This is a genomic window from Halosolutus gelatinilyticus (genome assembly GCF_023028105.1).
Classification (GTDB): domain Archaea; phylum Halobacteriota; class Halobacteria; order Halobacteriales; family Natrialbaceae; genus Halosolutus; species Halosolutus gelatinilyticus.
Genome location: NZ_CP095491.1, coordinates 1,610,004 through 1,630,098 on the forward strand (window position 1 = coordinate 1,610,004; position 20,095 = coordinate 1,630,098).

The window sequence follows — 20,095 nt, forward strand, 5'->3', positions numbered from 1 at the left end:
AGACTCGCCGCGGCGGTCCTCGGTCGGTCGTTACTGTTCCTCGATGGAGACGTTGGTCTCCTCCGAGACGAGCCGCGGGTTGTACGCGACTGCCGGGTGCGCTTGGACGTTCTGGACGTAGCTCTGGGCCGCCATCGTGTTGTGCGGCGAGTACGCCGGCAACACCGGCACCTGCTCGACGATCTCGTCGATGACGTTGATGTACAGCTCGCGGCGTTGCTCCTGATCGACGGTCTCACGGGCTTCGAGGATGTTGTCGTGGAAGTCGCCGCTCCCCTCGTAGAAGTGGCCCTGCGAGATGCCCTCGTTATCCTCGTGGAACAGGTTGTACAGGTAGACGTCCGGGTCGGGGCCGCCGGTCCAGCCCAGGATGTACATCTCGTAGTCGTCGGCGTTGCCGGTGACGTACGTCTCGCCGAGGGTCGCGAAGTCCAGACTCTGGACCTCCGCGTTGTACCCGAGTTCGTCCAGCCGGGAAGCGATCAACTCGCCCAACGCGATCCGAATGTCGTCCGGTGGGACGATGATCGTCGGGTTCCAGTCGTCCGGCGCGGCCCCGTCGAGCAGTTCCTGCGCCCGGTCCGGATCGTACCCCGGCGCCGTCTCGGCCCACTCGTCCATCGGGAACTCCCAGCCGAGGTTGTCGACGAGCGGCGGGATCGGTGACTCAAGCGGAATCGCGCTCTCCCCGAGGTTCTGGTTGACGAACTCGTCCAGCGAGAACGCGTGTGCGACCCCCCGTCGGACGTCCTGATCGGTCGTTCCGCCCTCGTTACAGTTGAATGCGACGTACATGTACGAGGGGCTCTCGGTCCGGTACACCTCGACGCCGTTTTCGCTATCGAGGTTGTCCCAGTCATCCGGCGGGACGGTCGCGATCGCGTCCGTGTCGCCCGCGAGAATCTGGGAGACGCGGCCGGCGTCGTCCTCCGCCGCCTCGAAGCGGACGGACTCGAGCTCGGGCGTCGGTTCGTCCCAGTAGTCGCCCCAGCGTTCGATCTCGACGTACTCGTCGGACGCCCACTCTTTGAACGTGAACGGCCCGGAGCCGACTGGATCGGTGTTGTACGCGTCGGGATCGTTCTGTCGGACCTCCGCGTTGACGATCGAGGAAACCAGCTGAAGCTCGGTGAACGCGCCGTACGGGTACGCGAGGTCGATCTGAGCGGTTTGCTCGTCGACCGGCTGGGTGTTCTCGACGTCGACCATCTCGTAGGTCGGCATGTTCTGGGTCTCCTCCTCGACCGGCGCGGTCAACGTGTGGACGACGTCCTCGGCGGTGACGGGATCGCCGTTGTGGAACGTCGCGCCGTCGACGAGTTCGACGATGTATCGCTGGCCGTCGCGTTCCTCTTCGGGCTCGCCGGCTGCGAGTTTCGGCTGGGGTTTGAGGGTGAAGTCGTACTCGTACAACCCGTCGAAGACGAGGTTGACGATCTGGGCGCTGTAAGCGTCGAACGTGACGACCGGATCGAAGTCGCCGTCGGGACTCACCTCCTGTGTGTAGTCGAGGTGTTGGCCGTCGGCACCCGGACCTCCGTCCCCACCGATACAGCCGCCGATCGCGGCTGCACTGACCGCTGCACCTGACGCAAGAAGCCGCCGTCGTGTGGCGGTGAGCTGATTGGGTCCCATCCTGCTATCTAGTCCCAATCGGCGTATTTTGGTATCGAGTGGGTACTGTTCGCAAAGCCATTCTTACCGTCCGATAATACTGTCAATACCGGCCAGAGCGCGCCGTTTTCGGGGCCCTGACCTGTACATTGATCGCATGGATCGCCCACGAACGGTGGTCTTTTTCTATCGGGGCACACAGATGGGTGATATGAACTATCGCGCGGTCGAGACCGAATCGGAGTACGTCGCTCGCCTCGAGACGGGCGCCGACTGGCGAGCCGAGATCGAGTCGCTCGCGAACGAAGTCGAGGCCGACGCCGCGTGGTTTACCGCGCTCGGTGCGGTCCAGGACGCCGAACTGTGGTTTTACGACCAGGACGACTGCGAGTACTATCCGATCGAATTCGACGAGCCACTCGAGGTCGCCAGTTGCGTGGGCAACGTCTCGTGGCTGAACAGCGAGGAGCAAAGCTCCTCGAGCAGTCGGACGCAGTCCGACGACGACGATCGCTTCGCGCACACGCACGCGGTCCTCTCCGACGACGCGGGCACGACATACGCGGGCCACCTGAACGAGGCGACGGTTTGGGCGGGCGAGGTGTACATGCGGGTCTTCGAGGAGGGCCTGGAACGCGAGTACGACGAGACCACCGAACTCGACCTCTGGCTCTGACATGCGCGAGGCAGACCGGCGGTACTTCGAACGCCTCGAATCCCAACTCGACGAGGCGTTCGACGTCGCCGAACGCGCGAAGGAGGGCAGCGCGGATCCGAAACCCGAGGTCGAGATTCCCGTCGCCAAGGACATGGCCGATCGGGTCGAGAACATCCTCGGGATCGAGGGGGTCGCCGAGCGCGTCCGCGAATTGGAAGGAGAAATGTCCCGCGAGGAGGCCGCCCTCGAACTCGCGAAGGACTTCGCCGAGGGTCGGGTCGGCGACTACGAGACGAAAGCCGGCAAGGTCGAAGGCGCCGTTCGAACCGCGGTCGCCCTGCTGACCGAGGGCGTCGTCGCCGCGCCGATCGAGGGGATCGACAAGGTCGAGATCGTAGAAAACGACGACGGAACGGAGTTCGTCAACGTCTACTACGCCGGACCGATCCGTTCCGCGGGCGGGACCGCGCAGGCGCTGTCCGTGCTGGTCGCGGACTACACCCGCGCGCTCGTCGGCATCGAGCAGTACGACGCCCGCCAGGAGGAGATCGAACGCTACGCCGAGGAGGTCGCCCTCTACGACAAGGAGACCGGCCTGCAGTACACGCCCAAGGACAAGGAGACGAAGTTCATCGCCAAGCACATGCCGATCATGCTGGACGGCGAGGCGACGGGCGACGAGGAGGTCTCCGGCTTCCGCGACTTAGAACGGGTCGACACCAACAGCGCCCGCGGCGGGATGTGTCTCGTCATGGCCGAGGGGATCGCGCTCAAGGCGCCGAAGATCCAGCGCTACACTCGGAACTTAGACGAGATCGACTGGCCGTGGCTCCAGGATCTCATCGACGGCACCTACTACGACGACGCGGAAGACGACGCGGAGTCCGGCGACGACGCCGACGAGGACGAAGCGCCCGCCGAAACGGACGGGGAGGCCGAAGACGACGCGGAGTCGGCCGTCGAGTCCGAGGGGCCGCCGCGCGTCGGCGAATCGAAGAAATTCCTCCGGGACCTGATCGCCGGTCGGCCGGTCTTCTCGCATCCCTGCGCGGAGGGCGGCTTCCGTCTGCGCTACGGCCGGGCGCGCAACCACGGCTTCGCGACCGCGGGGGTCCATCCCGCCGCGATGCACCTGGTCGATGACTTCCTCGCGACGGGTACCCAGATCAAGACCGAGCGACCGGGGAAAGCGGCCGGCGTCGTCCCCGTCGACTCGATCGAGGGGCCGACCGTCAAACTCGCCAACGGCGACGTCCGGCGGATCGACGACCCCGAGAACGCCGTAGAGATCAGAAACGGCGTCGAGAAGATCTTGGACCTCGGCGAGTACCTCGTCAACTACGGCGAGTTCGTCGAGAACAACCACCCGCTCGCGCCCGCTTCCTACACCTACGAGTGGTGGGTCCAGGACCTCGACGCGGCCGGCGCGGACGTCCAGGCGCTCGAGGACGATCCGCACGTCAACCTCGAGTTTCCGCCCGCCGATCGCGCCCTCGAATGGGCCCGCGAGTACGACGCGCCCTTACACCCCGAGTACACCTACCTCTGGCACGACATCTCCGTCGAGGCCTTCTGCGACCTCGCGGCGACCGTCGCCGACGGACGGATCGAGGACGGGGTCGACGGCGAGGGCACGACGCTCGTGCTCGACTACGCCGACGCCACCCGCGAGGCGCTCGAGGCGATCGTCATCGAACACCGCCAGCGCGAGGGCGAGGGCCGCATCGAGATCGACGACTGGGGACCGTTCGTGCGATCGCTCGGCTGCGAGATCCGTCGGACCGCGACCGACGGCGCGCGGGCCGAGGTCGACGCCGAGGGCGAGGGCCCCGACCCGGGTGCCGGGGCGATCGAACTCGTCCGCACCTGGGCCGACGACGACCTCTCCGAGCGCGCCCGCACCTGGGGACACGAGGACGACGGTGATAACGCAATCGAGGCGGTCAACGAGGTCGCCCCGTTTCCGGTCCGCGAGCGCGCCCCCACTCGGATCGGTAACCGGATGGGCCGGCCCGAGAAGTCCGAACGCCGGGACCTGAGTCCGCCGGTGCACACGCTGTTCCCGATCGGCGAGGCCGGCGGCGCCCAGCGAAATGTCGCCGACGCGGCCAAACACGCCGAGACGATGTCGGACACGCCCGGCGTCATCGAGGTGCAGATCGGCCGCCAGCGCTGTGGACGGTGCGGCACGGAGACGTTCAAGAACCGCTGTCCCGACTGCGACCAGCGGACCGCGCCCGACTACCGCTGTCCCGACTGCGACCAGCGGGTCGAACCCGACGAGGCGGGCCGCGTCGAGTGCGATCGCTGCGAGCGCGAGGCCACCTGCGTCGAGATCCGCGAGATCGACGTCCACGAGGAGTACCGAGACGCCCTGGAGGCCGTCGGCGAGCGGGAGAACGCCTTCGAGATCCTCAAAGGCGTAAAGGGGCTGACTTCGACGACCAAGATCCCCGAACCGATCGAGAAGGGGGTCTTACGCGCGAAACACGACGTGAGCGCGTTCAAGGACGGCACCGTTCGGTACGACATGACCGACCTTCCCGTGACGGCCGTCCGGGCGAGCGAACTGGACGTCGACGTCGGTCAATTGCAGGCGCTCGGCTACGATGAGGACGTCCACGGCGAACCGCTCGCCCACGAGGACCAGCTGGTCGAACTGAAGGTCCAGGATATCGTCCTCTCCGACGGCGCCGCCGAGCACATGATGCAGACGGCGGACTTCATCGACGACCTCTTGGAGAGCTACTACGGCCTCGAACCGTTCTACGAGATCGACGATCGGCAGGAACTCGTCGGCGAACTGGTTTTCGGGATGGCACCCCACACGAGCGCCGCAACTATCGGGAGAGTGATCGGATTCACGAGCGCGGCGGTCGGATACGCGCATCCGTACTTTCACGCCGCAAAACGCCGGAATTGCGACGGTGACGAGGATTGCGTGATGCTCCTTCTCGACGGCCTATTGAACTTTAGCATCAAATTCTTGCCAGATAAACGAGGGGGAAAAATGGACGCGCCCTTGGTCATGTCCTCCCGGATCGACCCGTCCGAGATCGACGACGAGGCCCACAACATGGACATCGTCTCGCGGTACCCCCGCGAGTTCTACCTCGCTACTCGCGAGATGGCCGATCCCGGGGAAGTGGACGTCCGGATCGCCGAGGACACCCTCGGCACCGACGACGAATACACCGGCTTCGAGCACACCCACGACACGACGGACATCGCGATGGGTCCCGACCTCTCGGCGTACAAGACCCTCGGCTCGATGATGGACAAGATGGACGCGCAACTCGAACTCTCGCGGAAACTCGCGGCGGTCGACGAGACCGACGTCGCCGAGCGGGTGATCGAGTACCACTTCTTGCCGGACCTGATCGGCAATCTCCGGGCGTTCTCGCGCCAGGAAACCCGGTGTCTCGACTGCGGCGAGAAGTTCCGTCGGATGCCGCTGACCGAAACCTGCCGGGAGTGCGGCGGTCGGGTCAACCTCACCGTCCACAAGGGATCGGTGAACAAGTACATGCAGACGGCGATCCAGGTCGCCGAGGAGTACGACTGTCGCTCCTACACGAAACAGCGGTTAGAGGTCCTGGAGCGATCGCTCGAGAGCATCTTCGAAAACGACAAAAACAAGCAATCGGGCATCGAGGACTTCATGTGATCGCCATCGACGAGCAATCGGCGTCGCCTTCGCGGGATCGGGGGCTGCTCGCCGCCGACCGTATTGATCCATTACTCGGTTCGAGCGACGTCGCGATCGCTACTCTCTCGGACTGGGGGTCCTCCCTCCTGACCGCCGATTCTATTTCTCAACGACTCGGGAACCGTTATAATTCGCGGTGGAGAACGATCCTACGATGACGGATTCCGATTCGCCGGCGTCGAGCGACGACGATACGAGCGACGGCGTTTCTACCGGCGATGCCCCAGTAACGATCGAAGACGACGGTATCGGTCGGTGGCTGTTACGGTCCGACGACGACACCGCGGTCCTGATGCGGGACGTGGTCTCGATCGCGGCGGTCGTCGCCGTCGTCGGCCTCCTTCTGTTCGCCGTGAGCGGCGTCTGGCCGCCGTTCGTTGCCGTCGAGAGCCCGAGCATGGAACCGAATATGAACACGGGTGACCTGGTTTTCGTCGTCGATCAGCATCGATTCGAGGGGGCCGGGACGGTCGCCGACACCGGCGTCGTGACGAAGTCCAGTGCTGCCGACAGCAGTGATGGTCGGTTCGGCGGCACCGGCGACGTGATCGTCTTTGCCCCCGGTGGCGATCGGACTGCGACGCCGATCATCCATCGGGCGCACTTCTGGGTCGACGACGGCGAAAACTGGGTCGACACCAAGGCGAACCAGGAGTACCTCGGCGGGAACGTCGACTGCGACGACGTGACCTACTGCCCGGCGCCACACGCCGGTTTCATCACCAAGGGCGATGCGAACCTCAGGTACGATCAGGCCGGCGGCGGTGCGCGCACGACCGTCGTCGCCCCCGGGTGGATCACCGGGAAGGCGCTGTTCAGAATCCCGTGGCTCGGATACGTTCGGCTCGCGGTGGACTCGGTTCTCGTCTCCGTCCCCGTCCTTACGGGACTCACGGTCGCCGGTGCTTCGATCGGGATCCGCTCCAGTTTCGGACGGCGGTTCTAAACGCCCGAAAACGATCGTCCCGGTGCCAGCGAGCGGGAACGGAGAACGGACGACCCGCACGTCGGCTACCGCGCGATCAGCAGGCGCTCGGTCCGGTGCCGCCGCTCGCCGGTGGTTGTCTCCGTCGCCGCAAAAAACGCCTCGCGCCGGACCGATCGTCGCGCCGAACGCCGATCGCGGCGTTCGATGCCGGACGATCCGGCGAGCTTGGAGGGAGCGAGCTACATCCCGTCGCCCTCGTCTTCGGTTTCGTTGTCGTCAGTGGCGTTGTCGTCGGTGGTGTTATCGTCGGCGGTGAGACCGTCGTCTTCAGTGGCGTTATCGTCGGTCTCGTTATCCTCGGTTTCGTTGTCGTCGGTTGTCAGCCCGTCGTCTTCGGTCCCGTCGGTCGTTTCGACCTCTTCGAGTTCCGATGCGTCGCCGAACATCAGGGTGTCGGCGGTCGCGTTACCGATGTCGATCGACGATGCGGACACTTCCGAGACGGTTTGGCCGTCCGTCTCGTCTTCGGTGGCGTTATCCTCGGTGTCGAGGCCGTCTCCGCCCTCGGCGCCGTCGCCTTCCTCGACGGAGTCGACGGTCATCGACGCGACGGTGATCTCGTCGACGTCGAACTGCTCGACCGTGAGTTCCTCGATCTCTTCTGCGCCCGTGGCGTTGCCGGGTTCGCTGTCACCGGTTTCGTTGTCGTCGGTGGCGAGACCGTCGTCTTCGGTGGCGTTGTCGTCGGTCTCGTTATCCTCGGTGGTCAGGTTGTCGTCCTCGGTAGCGTTGTCGTCCTCGGTGTCGAGGCCGTCTCCGTCCTCGGTGTCTTCACCGACGGACAGCTCCTCGATCGTCAGCTCCTCGACGTCCATCGTCTCGATGGTGAGTTCCTGGACGGTAACCTCCGACGCGCCTTCGTCGATCAGGTTCTGCCCGCTCGCGGAGGCGTTGTCTTCGGTTTCGTTATCGTCGGTGGCGTTATCCTCGGTTGCGTTGCCGTCCATGCCGAGGCCGCCGTCGTCGGTCGCGTTGTCACCGAGATCGAGTTCCTCGACCGAGACGTCTTCGAGTTCGAGCGACTCGATCTGAACGTCCGAGATCGTCACCTCTTCGCCGGCGGTCGCGTTGTCTTCGGTCGCCTCGCCGTCAGTGGCGTTGCCGTCTTCGGTGGCGTTGTCAGCCCCGTCGAGTTCCTGCTGGAGCTGCTCGACGTCCGCGTCGAGAGTCTGCACGTTCAGCTCCTCGATCGTCGCGTTCTCGACTGTCACGTTATCGAGTTCCAGTGTACCGACCTGTACCCCTTCGAGTGTCGCGCTCGTGTCTCCGGCGTCGTCGTTCGTCGCCGTCGCCGCTCCGGCAAGGGCGGGACCCCCTGCCAGTACGACGAACAGCGCAACGAAGGCGACGCCAAGTTTGTGCGGTCGTGAAACCATGCCTCCTCTGCTACACCGAAATGCGGATTAAAGCGAAGTGACTGTTACAAGATTGTCTCAGGGAAAACCAGTGTTAGAACAGCTGAAGAGTGCGTAACATTCGGTTCACCCGCCGTCCTCGAGCCGATTCGCGTCCGGCGGTTCGAAACGATCGCTACGGTCTTATCCGGATGATTCCGCACTGGAACAACGCTTTCGCTTGCAGTTGTCCGGTGTTCTACCGTCCGCACCGGACGAGTTGAATAATGTATGAATGGTGCCGCGACGGGCGCACCGGTGAATCTATCAATTTTCCCTTGGAGAAACTGTCACTCGTCCTTGAACGGTACCGAACGGGTGGTGTACTGACATATAATCCTGAAATCGTCCGCTCGCTGGAGTGTCTCTCGATCCAACCGAGAACGCCCGCACGAATTCGGTACGCCTCGCGCTGGGCCGTATTCACGGGGTCGAACGGCGCGTTCCGTCGGTCGCGGCCTCCCTGCCGATCGTCGCCGAACGCAGCGCTGACGACCGTCGCTCGCGCCCGCGGCCCGATGCGTTCGCGGTCCGATCAGTCGCTCGTTTCGCCGAGACCCGGAATTTCGCCGTTCGGATAGCTGGGCGTCGAGACGCGCCGACTCTCCGGCAACCAGTCCCGGAGTCGCTCGTTGAACCGCCGCGGTCGCTCCCGCGGCGCCCAGTGTCCGCAGGCGTCGAGCAGTTCGAGTTGAGCGTCCGGAATCCGTCGCGCCGCCCGGATCGACCACTCGACCGGAACGAGCGGATCCCGTCTGCCGTGAACGAGCGCCGTCGGCACCGCGAGGGAGTCGAGATCGTCGACGAAGTTGGTCGCGGCCCGACCGCTGAACGAGAGTTCGTTGCGCTGAAACGCCGTGAACGCCCGAAGCGAGCCCGGGGTTGCGAGCTTCTCTCTGACGTCGTCGACGAACTCGACAGAGAGGTCGGTCGCGTCGGCGACGAGGCCCTCCAGGACGAGCCGAACGGTTCGATTCGACGCGCTACACGCGATCTTCCCGTACTCGGCGGCGCCGGGCACCTGCGTGAGGTGTTTCCAGGGGAGGGCCGCCGGGAGTCGCCCGCCCAATCCGTAGCTGTTGACGAGCACGAGCCGATCGACGCGATCGGGATTGGCGAGCGCGTAGCCGAGGGCTGCGCCGCCACCCATGGAGATTCCGACGAGCGAGACGCGATCGAACGGAAGCGCGGCCAGAAACCCGTCGAGGACGTCGACGTAGGCGTCGATCGTGTGCTCGATCGGGCCGGTGCTCTCGCCGTACCCGGGCCAGTCGGGCGCGTAGACTCGGTACTCGTCCGCGAGAGCATCGACGGTGTGTCGCCACGACACCGTCGCGTCGTCGACGCCCGCGCCGTGGAGCAGGACGATCGGCGGACCGGCCGTCCCGGCCCGTCGATACGCGATCCGACAGTTTCCGACGGTGGCGACGCCGGTCCCCGTCACGATCGCGCACCGCGCGTGAGAACGGATACGGCGACGGGATCGAACCCCGAAATCCCGTCGCGAGCTACCCCGGAACGCCGACGGGGAGGACGAAGCCGGCGTCCGATCGGATCGCCGCGTTCGGATCGAGAGTCGGCGGTATCGACTGTCACGCTTCGCCTCTCGGGAGAGGTGGAGCATAGCCCTTTCGACTAGATCTGCGACTGCGAACCGCTGTATGCGTGATCGAATCCGATCGTGCCGGCCCGCCTCGGCTGCTCTTTCCGCTTCGATCGGCCCCTCGAGACCTCACAATCCGTCAGCGAACCGATTTCGCTGGGGTTCAGTATAGCACAAAACAGTTTATCACCCCAAACATCGCTCTCGATAGGGTACGAGGCGACGGTCTCCCGCGCCGTCGCTCCGTCGTCGGTCTCCGTTACGGGCGGCCTCGTCAATAGATCGGGAACGCGGATCTTCCAGTACGGGGCGCGAGAACCCATCGTCCGAACGATCGGGGTGGCGATCGATCGAATACGGTCCGATCACTCGGAGGACTTCTTCGCCGTCGATCCTATCACGGCCAGCACTGATCCGCTTCGATCGGATCCGCCACTCGGTCGAACCGAGCGACTGTAGTACCGGTCGTCCGAAGAGTCGACCATGGATATCGTCGTCTTCGGCGCCGGCAGCCTCGGCAGTCTCGTCGGCGGGCTCCTCGCGCGCGAACACGACGTCACGCTCGTCGGACGCGAGGACCACGTTCGGGCCGTTCGAGCGGATGGCCTGCGAATCGAGGGCGTCCGCGGACGGATCGACCGAGACGGCCCCGAGCGCGTCAACCTTCGGGCGATCGGAGACGGCACGCACCTCGACACCGAGTTGGTGGTCGTGACCGTCAAGGCGTTCGATGCTGCGGCGGCCGCCCGAACGCTCGCCACCGGGACGTTTGAGGCGGTCCTTTCCCTGCAAAATGGGATGGGAAACGAGGAAACGCTCGCATCCCGCCTCGACTGTCCGGTTCTCGCCGGGACCGCCTCGTACGGCGCGATCCTCCGCGAACCCGGCGTCGTCGAGCGGACGGGCGTCGGCGAGATTGTCCTCGGGCCGCGAGAGGGCGGCCGATCGTCGCTCGCCGATCGAGTCGGCGAGGCCTTCGCCGGCGCCGGGCTCGAGACGGTTGTCGCCGACGACATGCCGCTGCGGCTGTGGGAAAAACTCGCGGTGAACGCCGGCATCAACGCCGTGACGGCCCTGACGCGAATTCGGAACGGGGCCGTCCTCGAAGCCGACGCGAACGAACTCGCCCGATCGGCGACCCGTGAGACGGCGCGGGTCGCCCGCGCGACCGGCGTAACGCTCTCGAACCGCCGGGCGCTCGCCGCGATGGAAGACGTGGCCGCCGCGACGGCGGCCAACGAGTCGTCGATGCTTCAGGACGTCCGCGCGGAGCGACGAACCGAGGTCGACGCGATCAACGGCTACGTCGTCGACCGCGCGTCGGCGCGCGGCCTGGCGGTGCCGACGAATCGGACGCTGTCGATGCTGCTGCGGGCCTGGGAACGGGAGCGCGGACTCCGGTAATGTCCGCGTACGCGACGATCGTTTCCGCGCGTTTCGACGCACTCTCGAAGGTCGTCGACGAGCCGGTCGCCTTCGAACTGGCGATAGAAACCGGGAACACCGGTAGAATCGGTTCGTTCGCTGTCGATCGAGGGTGCCAGTTGTGACTGGCGTCCGTGCGGCGTGCGAAAAAGCGCGACTCGGCCGTCGGCCTAGAACGGGGCTTCCGGACCTTCGTCGGGTTCGGCGTCGTCATCGACGGTTTCACCGGGGAAGGAGGGGCTCATCCCGCCCATGTCGCCGCCGCCGTCCATGCCGGTAGTGGCGTTGACCTTCTCGATCTCGGGAATCTCCTTGACCATCCGACTCTTGATCGCCTGAATCGTCATCGGCGAGATCCCGCAGCCGCTGCAGGCGCCGCCGAGTGCGATCGAGACCTCGCCGGTTTCGCGGTCGAGGTCCTGGATCGCCGCGCTGCCCCCGTGCATTTGAATCTGGGGGAAGTTCCGTCGCAGAAAGTTCGCGACGCGCTCTTCGAGATCGTCCCCGTCGTTCTGGGTCTCGGTGCTCATAGAAACCCGTTGGGTACCAGCACCCCTAAACCTTCCGTCCGCGACGTTCGCTCGCCGGGAGCCGACGCTCGGCCGAGCCCGGTCAGGCGAACCCGAACACCCGCCGGAGCTCCGTTTCGATCTCTTCGACGTGCCGTTCGAGAACCGTCTCGAACCGTTCCTCGTCGACGACGACGCCGGAAAGGCGCTCGTACGGCTCCGCCGGCAGTTCGACGCGAAACTCCCCGTCGCCCTCGTAGAACGGTTCGCTCTCGTTTAACACCTGCTGGTCGATCGCGTGGACGAGCTGGGAGTCGTACCGGTCGTTCATTCGGTTGAACGCGTTCTTGTACGCCTGCTGGAGTTCGGGGAAGTAGTTCGCGTACTTGTCCTCGAACTTCTCGGGGTCGAAGTCGGCCATGGTCGATACGAGCGCGAGCGGGGACAAAAGTGGGACGATCGGGGTCCGTTTCGCTGTCGCTGAACAGTCTCTTCGCGTTACCTGGTAGGGGTGTCCTACATACGGAGGATGAGCACGCAAGCCGAACCACCACCCCTCGTCACCGCCCACCTCGGATACGATGAATCCCGATCAGCCCCCCATTCCACAGGAAGCGCTTCCGCCGGGGTGGGGCCCCGCCGAGCTCTGTGGCGATTGCTTCGCCTACCGTCACAGCCGGCTGGCGATCGAACTCCTCGCGGACCGCACCGCCGCGGACGGCTCTCACCCGCGACTCGGCCTGAATCGGTACTGGGAGCTTCGGTACCGCTACTCGCTCTCCGATCGATCGATCACCGAGTCGATCGGCCACGTTTCGACCCGCCACGCCGCGGTCGATGGGCTGCTCGAGTGCATGCGCCGCGTTCACGAGTTCGTCGAGGAACCGACCGACCCGGTCGAAGTCAGAAACGTACTCGAGAACGTCTCGCTCGCGGACTTCGTTCCGACCGGCCGAACGCACTAGTTCGGCCGGGGCAGTCGACGTCGGCTGATCGACAACTGGTGTATTTCGTATAGCAGTAACCAGTGTATGGTCCGCGGCGAGCCGGACTATCGCCGATACCGCGTTCGGATTCGTCTTCGACGTGGTTCTCCAGGCCGTGCGAACGACGTGTCGACCGCGGCGGGACGTCGTCGATCCGAGATCGTACCCGTACACCTTCGGTGCTACCACCCGTTCCGATCGACCGGATGTAGGCCGTCAACGACGTCGAAACCTCGAGCGGACCCCGCAAGCGGTGCATCTCCGTCGACCGTCGCGGACAGTATCCCCGGCACTCAGCACGTTCAACGCGCCGACCGTCACCGTCGCGACCGTCCCCGGCCGATCTCTTCGATACTGCGTCGGTTCGGCATTCGTCCCGGACCGATCGCGGGCCGGATACCTGGAGCTACCCCTGCACGGCGCGGACCGGTACTCGTCTCGACCTCGGGCCTCTGTAGCTCGCGTCGGCGGGACGTCGCGATCGTCGGTCGCGGTGGCGAAGCTGCGTGGACGGTGAACCGTGCAGAGGGCGGTGGAGATGCCGTAGGTTCGTGACCGCCCCACTCCGTGTTTCATCGCCGTGTGGGTCGACGGGACCGGTACGCTGAATCGCGGTCATCGGACTCCGTCCGAGGAGCAGCGAACCCTCGTCGGGATTTTGTGACGGCGCCGAACGTGCTTCGCGCGGACTGGTGCGTTCGGACAGGATCACTCCGGAGATTCGTCTGCGTCGGCTGCGGCCGGCGATCGCTCGACGGCTGGCAGTGAGGTGTGCGAAAGCGGAACGCTCCGAGAGACGGCCCAAGCTGCGGCCGCTCATCCCTCGAAAACTCGGATTACTGTTCTCTTTTCGGCGTGGCTTCGAACAGCGCGGATGGCGGCGGTCGTAAATCATATATTACGATATGAATTTCGGCACCGTTCGCCGATCGGGTCGTGGCTCCGATAGCTCTCGCCCCGAATCGCCGTGGTCCCGATCGCGCCGCGGTCGATCCGGAACGCACCCTCGATCGTCGCTTCTCACAGCGCCTCCCGTTTCGAATGGATCGGCGATTCGCCGTCCGTTCGGCGTCGACCGGTCGATTTCCCAGAATCGAGAGCGTCTGGAAGATGATGCTTCCCGCGAGTAGTTCTCCATTGCGGAGGGCTTATGCCGTCATCGCAAGTATACTGGAACCAGCGCTAACGGGCCTATGACATCTCAGCTCTCCCTGGCCATCGACTTTCACGTCCACTCGGACGACTCGTACGACGGCCACGAACCGATCGAACTCATTCTCGAACACGCCGCCGACATCGGTCTCGACGGCGTCGTCATTACCGACCACGACGAGATCGACGAATCCCTCCGCGCCGCCAACCTCGCCCCCGAATACGGACTGCTCGGCATTCCGGGCGTCGAGGTCTCGACCCGACACGGTCACCTGCTCGCGATCGGCGTCGAGGAACGCCCCGATCCCGGACAGCCGTTCATGCGGACGGTCGAGCGCGTCCGCGAACTGGGCGGGATCGCTATCGTCCCGCACCCCTTCCAGCGCAGCCGCCACGGCGTCCGCAAACGCCACATCGCGGACGCCGACGCGATCGAGACCTACAACTCGATGGTGTTCACGGGCTATCGGAACCGCCGCGCCCGCACGTTCGCCCGCCGCCGCGGCTACCCCGAAATCGGCGCCAGCGACGCCCACTACCTGCCGAACGTCGGCCGCGCCTACACGGAAATCGTCGTGTCGCCGGACGGCCGAAGCCCGACCAAGGCGGACATCGACGGCGACGAACTCGTCGACGCCATCCTCGAAGGTCGAACGCAGATCCGCGGGAAGCGAACGCCGATCCACAAGAGCACGGTGCAGTACGCCAAGGGCGCGGTTCGAAAGTCGACCTATCTGGTCACCTCGCGGGCGCCGCTGGTGCCGACGGTGCCCGCGTCGATGGATCGATCGTAGCGTCGCGGTCAGGACAGTTGGTCGCCGACGATCGCGTCGGCGCGTTCGACGAACTCCGCTTCTCGACCGCTCGGGACCGTCGCACCGGCGGCGACGTCGTGACCGCCGCCGTCGCCCCCGACGGCGCGGGAGGCGTCCCCCATGACCGTCGAGAGGTCGAGCCCTCGCCGGACGAGTCCGTGGGTGCCGCGAGCCGAGACCTTGACCTCGTCCTCGTTCTTGTCCGCGAAGGCGACGATCGGCTTCGACCGGCTGATGCCATCGTTGCCCATCGCCATCCCGGCGACGATGCCGACGATGGTCTCGCGGATGTGGTCGCCCGCGTGGACCCACTGGAGGTGCTCCTCGTGGGTGACGCCTTCCTGCGTGACGAAGTCGATCCCCGCGGAGAGGTTGCGCCGGTGGTTCCGCAAGAGCGTGCGCGCGCGACCGAGCGCCTCGTCGCGATCCCCGAGGCACACCCCGAGACCGACGTCGGCCCGCTCGTAGCGGGCGGTCGCGTTGAGCAGGGTCGAGAACTCGCTTGCGTCCCGGAGCTCGGTGCCGATCGGCTCCTCGCTCAGGACGTAAGCCGTGCCGACGAGGCCGTCGATCTTGCTCGCCGGGACGCCGCTCGAGACGGCACGTTTGACGAGCGCGCTGACGACGATCCGCTTCTCCTCGTTCGTGAGGCCGGACCAGCGGCGCCACTCCCCGTCGCGTTTCAACTCGAGATCGAGGCCGTCGAGGAATCGGAGCGCGCCCTGCTGGTCGTTCGAGATGCCCGGAATGCGGACGTCCGTGGCGTACTCGAGCAGCTTGGGAAGCGGCCGGGTCTGTTTCCCGTAGAGCGCGAGGTCCCTCCCGGTCTCGAGGACGCCGGCCTCGACGCCTTCGTCGACGATCTTCGCGTTCGCACCGTGAAGCTCGCCGCCGGACGCCTGCATGTCGCCGACGGCGCCCACGACGGCGAGGGCGGCCAGATCGCGGTTGTCCGCGCGGGCGTCGGTTCCTGTTCCCGTCGCTGCCGTCGCGGCCCCGCCGTCGGCTGCGACCGTCGATCGATCGATGTCGGCGCCGTCCGTGACCTCCGCTACTGCCCGCGCGAGGACGTAACTCGCGCCGGCGCCGGAGAGCTCGGAGGCGCCGTTGATCCCGAAGAGTAAGGGGTTGAGGTGGTACTCCGTGTCGCGGTCGGCCGGCTGGTGGTGGTCGGCGATCACGGGCGTGAACGCGCCCGCGTCCTCGCGCTCGCCGATGCTGTCGAGTTGTCCGCTCCCGAAGTCCGTAAAGAGCACCGTCTCGTAGCCGGTGTCGGCGATCGCCCCGATCGCCTCCTCGTCGAGTTGCTTCTCGAAGACCGTCTCGAAGGGGATTCCCGCGCGTTCGAGCGCCCGGGCGGCGATCGCGGCGCTCGTCAGTCCGTCGGCGTCGATGTGGGAGGCGAGCAAGACGCGCTCGGCCTCGCACAGCCGCCGTGCGCAAGCGACCGCGCGATCGGCGAGTTCGGGAACCGGGCCAGCCATAGGCGATCGTTGGGTCGGCTTCGGGGATAAACCTGCGGATACCGAGAACGTCGACGGAACGCGAACGGACGGATGCGACGCGAAGACTGTCAGCGCGGGAACTCGCCGTCGTATCGGCAGGTGTCGAGCCGATCCGGTTCGAGCACGTCGCGTAAATCGCGCGCATCCCGAGATCGGTGGCGATACGCTTCGGCGTGACGCGTCCGCGTCACAGCCCGAAGAGCTGGGGCACCGAATTCCGGAAGAGGAGCAACAGGACGTTGTTCGTCACGAGCAGGGCATAGATGCCGATCATCGCGGCCACGAACCGAACGTCCAGCGGGTTCGAGAGGAGGTTGCCGATCGCGATCACGATTGCGGCGTAGCAGGCCGCCGCGAGCGGAACGCCGGGCAGGCCGAACGCCTGGTAGAAGAGGACGGTGACGGGGTTGAGTTCTGACGCGTACGGTACGACGAAAAAGAGGGTCGCGGCGATCGCGTCGACGAACCAGAGCGCGAGAAACGTCGCGCGCAAACTGGCGGATCCCGGCGGGTCCAGCCTGATCGGAAGATCGGATGTCGCTGACATCGGTCGTCTAGACGGCTCTATGTGGGAATAACGATCGCCTTGCTACCGCATGTGGCGTCCGAGGTCGGCTGGTCGCGCGTTCGCACGTCCGGCGAGCGGACCGGGTCGCCGTCTCCCGCGTCGCCGGTTTTCGAGCGGACGGTCACCCTACGCGCGGTGGAACTGACGTTCGTGTCGGTCGAAAGACGACGAGGGCGAGCCACCGGCGGACGCCGGCGCCGCGGAACTGCGGCGTCAGCGCCCCGATCCGTCGGCCGATCGAAGCGCGTCGATCGTTCCCCGGGCCAGCGCCTCGAACGTCGCCGCCTCGGGGACGACATCGACGCCGATTCCCTGCGACTCGGCGGTCCCTCTGGTCGGGTCGCCGATCGCGCCGACCGTGGCGTCTCGGAGGCCGGCGAGCGCATCCTGACGGACGCCGCGCGCCGCGGCGGCCTCGAGGAAGTGCTCGACGGTCAGCGACGAGGTGAAGCAGGCGGCGTCGAGCGCGCCGTCGGCGGCCAGCTCCGCGGACTCGCCGCTTCCCTCTGGCCGTACGAGTCGGTAGAGGACCGTCTCGTGGACGTACGCGCCGGCGTCCGCGAGGCCGTCGAGCAGGACGGGGCTGCCGTGATCGCTGCGGGCGACTTCCACACGCGCGCCGTCGATGCGCGCTTCGTCTCTCAGCGCCGCGACGAGGCCGCTCGACGTGAACTCCTCGGGGACGAGGTCGACCGCGTAGCCGACGTCGCGGAGGGCGTCGGCCGTCGCCGGGCCGATCGCGCAGACGATCGCGTCGTCGGGGTCCCAGCCCGCATCGGCGACGAGCCCCGCGCCGGTCTTGCTCGTGAGGACGACGTAGTCCGCGTCGGTTCGCGGCGTCGCGTCGGTCGGTTCGACGGCCAGCATGGGATCCGCCACGGGCTCCGCGCCGAGGGATTCGAGCAGGTCGACGGCCGCGTCGAGGCGATCGTCGTTCGGGCGGAAGACGGCGACCGTGGGTGTGTCGTCGTTCATCGATCGCTACCTCCCGCCCGCGGCGCCGTCGTCTGCAGCACCGTCGCTCGCGCCACCGTAGTCGTTTTCGAGGAACTCGACGATCGACTCGCGGGTGCCGGCGACATCGCCGATCACCGTCACGGCCGGCGGCGAGATGCCCGCCTCGTCGCGGACGTCGACGATCGTTTCCAGGGTGCCGGTGGCGACCCGCTGGTCCGGCCAGGTGCCGCGTTCGACGAGCGCGACCGGCGTTTCGGGGGACATCCCGGCCTCTCGCAGAGCCCGGGTGTAGTCCGGCAGGCGACCGACCCCCATCAGGACGACGATCGTGCCGCCGGTCGCGGCCAGGGCCTCCCAGTCGACGGCGGACTCCGCCTTGGTGGGATCCTCGTGACCGGTGACGAACGAGACCGAGGAGGCGTGGTCGCGGTGGGTGACCGGGATGCCGGCGACGGCGGGCGCGGCGATCGCGGACGTCACTGCAGGGACGACCTCGAAGGGTACCTCGTGGGCCGCGAGGTGCTCGGCTTCTTCGCCGCCGCGGCCGAAAACGAACGAGTCGCCCCCCTTCAGCCGGACGACGTCGTTCCCGTCGCGTGCGAGTTCGACCAGTCGATCGTTGATCTCGGACTGGGGCGTGCGCTCGCCGCCGGCGCGCTTGCCCACGTCCTCGCGGCGATCCTCGGGGAGTCGATCGATAATCTCGGGGCCGGGAAGCTTGTCGTGGAGAACGACGTCAGCCGTCTCGAGCAGTCGTTTCGCTTTGACCGTCAGCAGGTCGGGATCGCCGGGGCCGCTACCGACGAGGTAGACGGTGCCCGCCCGCGGTTCCGCGGACTCCGCGTCGTCACGCTTCATCGACTTCCCCTCCGACGGGGCCGCCGGGGCCGACCTCCTCGTCCTCGTCTTCGGCCTCCTCGCGGGCGCGCTCGATCAGGTCGGCGGCCCCGCGATCGGCCAGATCGGCGGCGAACTCGCGGGCGGCGTCGGCGTGGGTCTCGATCGGCAGGTCGCGACTCGCCTGGACCGATTCCTCGCCGTCGCGATCGAACGCCTGGACGGTGGCGTGGACGTACTCGCCCTGGACGACGGCGTAGATGCCGATCGGGGCGATACAGCCGCCGCCGAGTTCCGCGAGGAGGGTGCGCTCGACCGTCGTCTCGACGCGGCTCCGCGGGTGGTCGATTACGGACTGGATTTCGCGGGCGGTTTCGCCGTCCGTCGCGGTCACCGCGAGCGCCCCCTGTCCCGGCGCGGGGACGAACGTCTGGACGGGCAGCTCTTGAGGGTCGACGTAGTGAGCGAGGCCGCTGCGTTCGAGGCCCGCCTGCGCGAGCACGATCGCGTCGTACTCGGTCTCGACCTCGCGGCCGAGCGCCTGCTTTTCGAGCTCCGAGAGGCCGTCGAACCACTCGTCGACGGTGCGATCGTACTCGGGTTCGAAGTCCTCGTCTGCTCGCGGGCTTTGCCCGCTCGCACTATCCGAGGCGCTTTGCGCCTCGCGGCCGGCGTTCCCTTTCCGCTCTTTGTCGGCCTCGCTCCGCTCCTGGTGTTCCGCCTGCAGCGCGGGAGCGAGCAGTTTCTCCAGACGGGTATCGACGTTCCCGCGGAGCGGTTCGACCTCGAGGTCCGGGCGCTCGGAGAGCAATTGGGCGCGACGCCGCAGACTGGAGGTGCCGACGGTAGCACCCTCCGGAAGGTCTTCGAGCGTCGTCCCGTCGGGCGTGACGAGCACGTCCCCGGGCCGTCCCCGCTCCGGGACCGCGGCGGTCACGAGTTCCCGCGGCTGTTCGGTCGGCATATCTTTCATCGAGTGGATCGCTCCGTCGACGTCCCCGTCGAGGACGCGTTCGTCGAGTTCACGGACGAATGCCCCGGTCTTGCCGAGACGGTGGATCAACTCGTCTCTGATCTGGTCGCCCGTCGTCTCGACGGTCACGAGTTCGACCTCGTAGCGCCGGTCCTCCAGGGCCTCCTTCACGAGTGCGGCCTGCCGTCGGGCGAGTGCGGACCCCCGTGTCGCCAGTCGCAACGTCCCGCGCGTTCTCATAGGCGGTAGTGGTCGCCTCGGGTATGAAAAGCGCACGCTTGTCCGGCGGGCCGGGTCGGCGGGTCGATCGCCGAGTCCCGCTCGTCGTCGCGCCGTCCGATCGGCCCGTCGATCGGGCCACGTCGGCGGACCGCGCCAGCGATCGACGCCGTCGGCGAGTGC

General features: G+C 66.5%; 16 protein-coding genes. 6 read left to right on the plus strand and 10 right to left on the minus strand.

Features of this window, described 5'->3' with window-relative positions:
• Positions 1-30 precede the first annotated feature (30 nt).
• On the minus strand, positions 31-1,635 hold the full coding sequence (locus MUH00_RS08045) for an ABC transporter substrate-binding protein (protein WP_247003579.1): 1,605 nt from the start codon (positions 1,633-1,635) through the stop codon (positions 31-33).
• Between the two features lie 190 nt (positions 1,636-1,825).
• Here MUH00_RS08045 and MUH00_RS08050 point away from each other — a divergent pair, with 190 nt between their 5' ends.
• The 3 genes from MUH00_RS08050 to MUH00_RS08060 all read left to right on the plus strand — a co-directional run bounded on the left by MUH00_RS08050 (position 1,826) and on the right by MUH00_RS08060 (position 6,927).
• Complete coding sequence (locus tag MUH00_RS08050; RefSeq protein WP_247003580.1) at positions 1,826-2,290, plus strand: PPC domain-containing DNA-binding protein; 465 nt, start codon at positions 1,826-1,828, stop codon at positions 2,288-2,290.
• 1 nt (position 2,291) lies between these two features.
• A complete protein-coding gene (locus MUH00_RS08055; protein ID WP_247003581.1) occupies positions 2,292-5,939 on the plus strand; it encodes a DNA polymerase II large subunit in 3,648 nt (1,215 codons plus the stop codon).
• 196 nt (positions 5,940-6,135) lie between these two features.
• Positions 6,136-6,927: a S26 family signal peptidase gene (locus MUH00_RS08060; protein ID WP_247003582.1), complete on the plus strand. Its 792-nt coding sequence runs from the start codon at positions 6,136-6,138 to the stop codon at positions 6,925-6,927.
• 221 nt (positions 6,928-7,148) lie between these two features.
• On the opposite strand, the gene MUH00_RS08065 is transcribed toward MUH00_RS08060, so the two are convergent.
• On the minus strand, positions 7,149-8,345 hold the full coding sequence (locus tag MUH00_RS08065; protein ID WP_247003583.1) for a midas domain-containing protein: 1,197 nt from the start codon (positions 8,343-8,345) through the stop codon (positions 7,149-7,151).
• Positions 8,346-8,898: 553 nt separating this feature from the next.
• On the minus strand, positions 8,899-9,807 hold the full coding sequence (locus tag MUH00_RS08070; RefSeq protein ID WP_247003584.1) for an alpha/beta fold hydrolase: 909 nt from the start codon (positions 9,805-9,807) through the stop codon (positions 8,899-8,901).
• Positions 9,808-10,449: 642 nt separating this feature from the next.
• On the opposite strand from MUH00_RS08070, the gene MUH00_RS08075 reads away from it, so the two are divergent.
• The gene (locus tag MUH00_RS08075; protein WP_247003585.1) at positions 10,450-11,370 is read left to right on the plus strand and encodes a ketopantoate reductase family protein; all 921 of its coding nucleotides are present in this window, start codon (positions 10,450-10,452) and stop codon (positions 11,368-11,370) included.
• A gap of 191 nt (positions 11,371-11,561) precedes the next feature.
• Here MUH00_RS08075 and MUH00_RS08080 read toward each other — a convergent pair whose 3' ends face one another.
• Together MUH00_RS08080 and MUH00_RS08085 are read right to left on the minus strand one after the other, a co-directional pair.
• The gene (locus tag MUH00_RS08080) at positions 11,562-11,921 is read right to left on the minus strand and encodes a NifU family protein (protein WP_247003586.1); all 360 of its coding nucleotides are present in this window, start codon (positions 11,919-11,921) and stop codon (positions 11,562-11,564) included.
• Positions 11,922-12,003: 82 nt separating this feature from the next.
• Positions 12,004-12,321 (minus strand): DUF5783 family protein, encoded by a 318-nt coding sequence (locus MUH00_RS08085; protein ID WP_247003587.1) that lies wholly within the window; start codon positions 12,319-12,321, stop codon positions 12,004-12,006.
• A 160-nt stretch (positions 12,322-12,481) separates the two neighbouring features.
• Between MUH00_RS08085 and MUH00_RS08090 the strand changes: the two genes are divergently transcribed.
• Together MUH00_RS08090 and MUH00_RS08095 are read left to right on the plus strand one after the other, a co-directional pair.
• Complete coding sequence (locus MUH00_RS08090; protein WP_247003588.1) at positions 12,482-12,865, plus strand: hypothetical protein; 384 nt, start codon at positions 12,482-12,484, stop codon at positions 12,863-12,865.
• Positions 12,866-14,079: 1,214 nt separating this feature from the next.
• Positions 14,080-14,832: a PHP-associated domain-containing protein gene (locus MUH00_RS08095; RefSeq protein WP_247003589.1), complete on the plus strand. Its 753-nt coding sequence runs from the start codon at positions 14,080-14,082 to the stop codon at positions 14,830-14,832.
• A gap of 8 nt (positions 14,833-14,840) precedes the next feature.
• Here MUH00_RS08095 and recJ read toward each other — a convergent pair whose 3' ends face one another.
• The 5 genes from recJ to hemC form a co-directional block, all read right to left on the minus strand.
• Positions 14,841-16,337 (minus strand): RecJ family nuclease, encoded by a 1,497-nt coding sequence (gene recJ / locus MUH00_RS08100; protein WP_247003590.1) that lies wholly within the window; start codon positions 16,335-16,337, stop codon positions 14,841-14,843.
• A gap of 208 nt (positions 16,338-16,545) precedes the next feature.
• Positions 16,546-16,905 carry a hypothetical protein gene (locus MUH00_RS08105; RefSeq protein WP_247003591.1) on the minus strand — a complete coding sequence of 120 codons (360 nt, stop codon included), beginning with the start codon at positions 16,903-16,905 and terminating at the stop codon, positions 16,546-16,548.
• Between the two features lie 234 nt (positions 16,906-17,139).
• Complete coding sequence (locus MUH00_RS08110; protein WP_247003592.1) at positions 17,140-17,901, minus strand: uroporphyrinogen-III synthase; 762 nt, start codon at positions 17,899-17,901, stop codon at positions 17,140-17,142.
• A gap of 6 nt (positions 17,902-17,907) precedes the next feature.
• On the minus strand, positions 17,908-18,741 hold the full coding sequence (cobA, locus tag MUH00_RS08115) for a uroporphyrinogen-III C-methyltransferase (protein WP_247003593.1): 834 nt from the start codon (positions 18,739-18,741) through the stop codon (positions 17,908-17,910).
• Positions 18,731-19,933 (minus strand): hydroxymethylbilane synthase, encoded by a 1,203-nt coding sequence (gene hemC / locus MUH00_RS08120; protein ID WP_247003594.1) that lies wholly within the window; start codon positions 19,931-19,933, stop codon positions 18,731-18,733. The genes cobA and hemC overlap by 11 nt, the downstream gene beginning before the upstream one ends.
• Positions 19,934-20,095: the final 162 nt, after the last annotated feature.

What these genes read in the sequence shown, in the direction of transcription:
- MUH00_RS08080 (WP_247003586.1), bottom strand. Translation starts at nt 11,921, where the DNA reads ATGAGCACCGAGACCCAGAACGACGGGGACGATCTCGAAGAGCGCGTC.
- MUH00_RS08050 (WP_247003580.1), top strand. Translation starts at nt 1,826, where the DNA reads ATGAACTATCGCGCGGTCGAGACCGAATCGGAGTACGTCGCTCGCCTC.
- MUH00_RS08090 (WP_247003588.1), top strand. Translation starts at nt 12,482, where the DNA reads ATGAATCCCGATCAGCCCCCCATTCCACAGGAAGCGCTTCCGCCGGGG.
- MUH00_RS08105 (WP_247003591.1), bottom strand. Translation starts at nt 16,905, where the DNA reads ATGTCAGCGACATCCGATCTTCCGATCAGGCTGGACCCGCCGGGATCC.
- MUH00_RS08095 (WP_247003589.1), top strand. Translation starts at nt 14,080, where the DNA reads ATGACATCTCAGCTCTCCCTGGCCATCGACTTTCACGTCCACTCGGAC.
- MUH00_RS08110 (WP_247003592.1), bottom strand. Translation starts at nt 17,901, where the DNA reads ATGAACGACGACACACCCACGGTCGCCGTCTTCCGCCCGAACGACGAT.
- MUH00_RS08085 (WP_247003587.1), bottom strand. Translation starts at nt 12,321, where the DNA reads ATGGCCGACTTCGACCCCGAGAAGTTCGAGGACAAGTACGCGAACTAC.
- MUH00_RS08060 (WP_247003582.1), top strand. Translation starts at nt 6,136, where the DNA reads ATGACGGATTCCGATTCGCCGGCGTCGAGCGACGACGATACGAGCGAC.
- MUH00_RS08065 (WP_247003583.1), bottom strand. Translation starts at nt 8,345, where the DNA reads ATGGTTTCACGACCGCACAAACTTGGCGTCGCCTTCGTTGCGCTGTTC.
- MUH00_RS08045 (WP_247003579.1), bottom strand. Translation starts at nt 1,635, where the DNA reads ATGGGACCCAATCAGCTCACCGCCACACGACGGCGGCTTCTTGCGTCA.
- hemC (WP_247003594.1), bottom strand. Translation starts at nt 19,933, where the DNA reads ATGAGAACGCGCGGGACGTTGCGACTGGCGACACGGGGGTCCGCACTC.
- MUH00_RS08075 (WP_247003585.1), top strand. Translation starts at nt 10,450, where the DNA reads ATGGATATCGTCGTCTTCGGCGCCGGCAGCCTCGGCAGTCTCGTCGGC.
- MUH00_RS08055 (WP_247003581.1), top strand. Translation starts at nt 2,292, where the DNA reads ATGCGCGAGGCAGACCGGCGGTACTTCGAACGCCTCGAATCCCAACTC.
- cobA (WP_247003593.1), bottom strand. Translation starts at nt 18,741, where the DNA reads ATGAAGCGTGACGACGCGGAGTCCGCGGAACCGCGGGCGGGCACCGTC.
- recJ (WP_247003590.1), bottom strand. Translation starts at nt 16,337, where the DNA reads ATGGCTGGCCCGGTTCCCGAACTCGCCGATCGCGCGGTCGCTTGCGCA.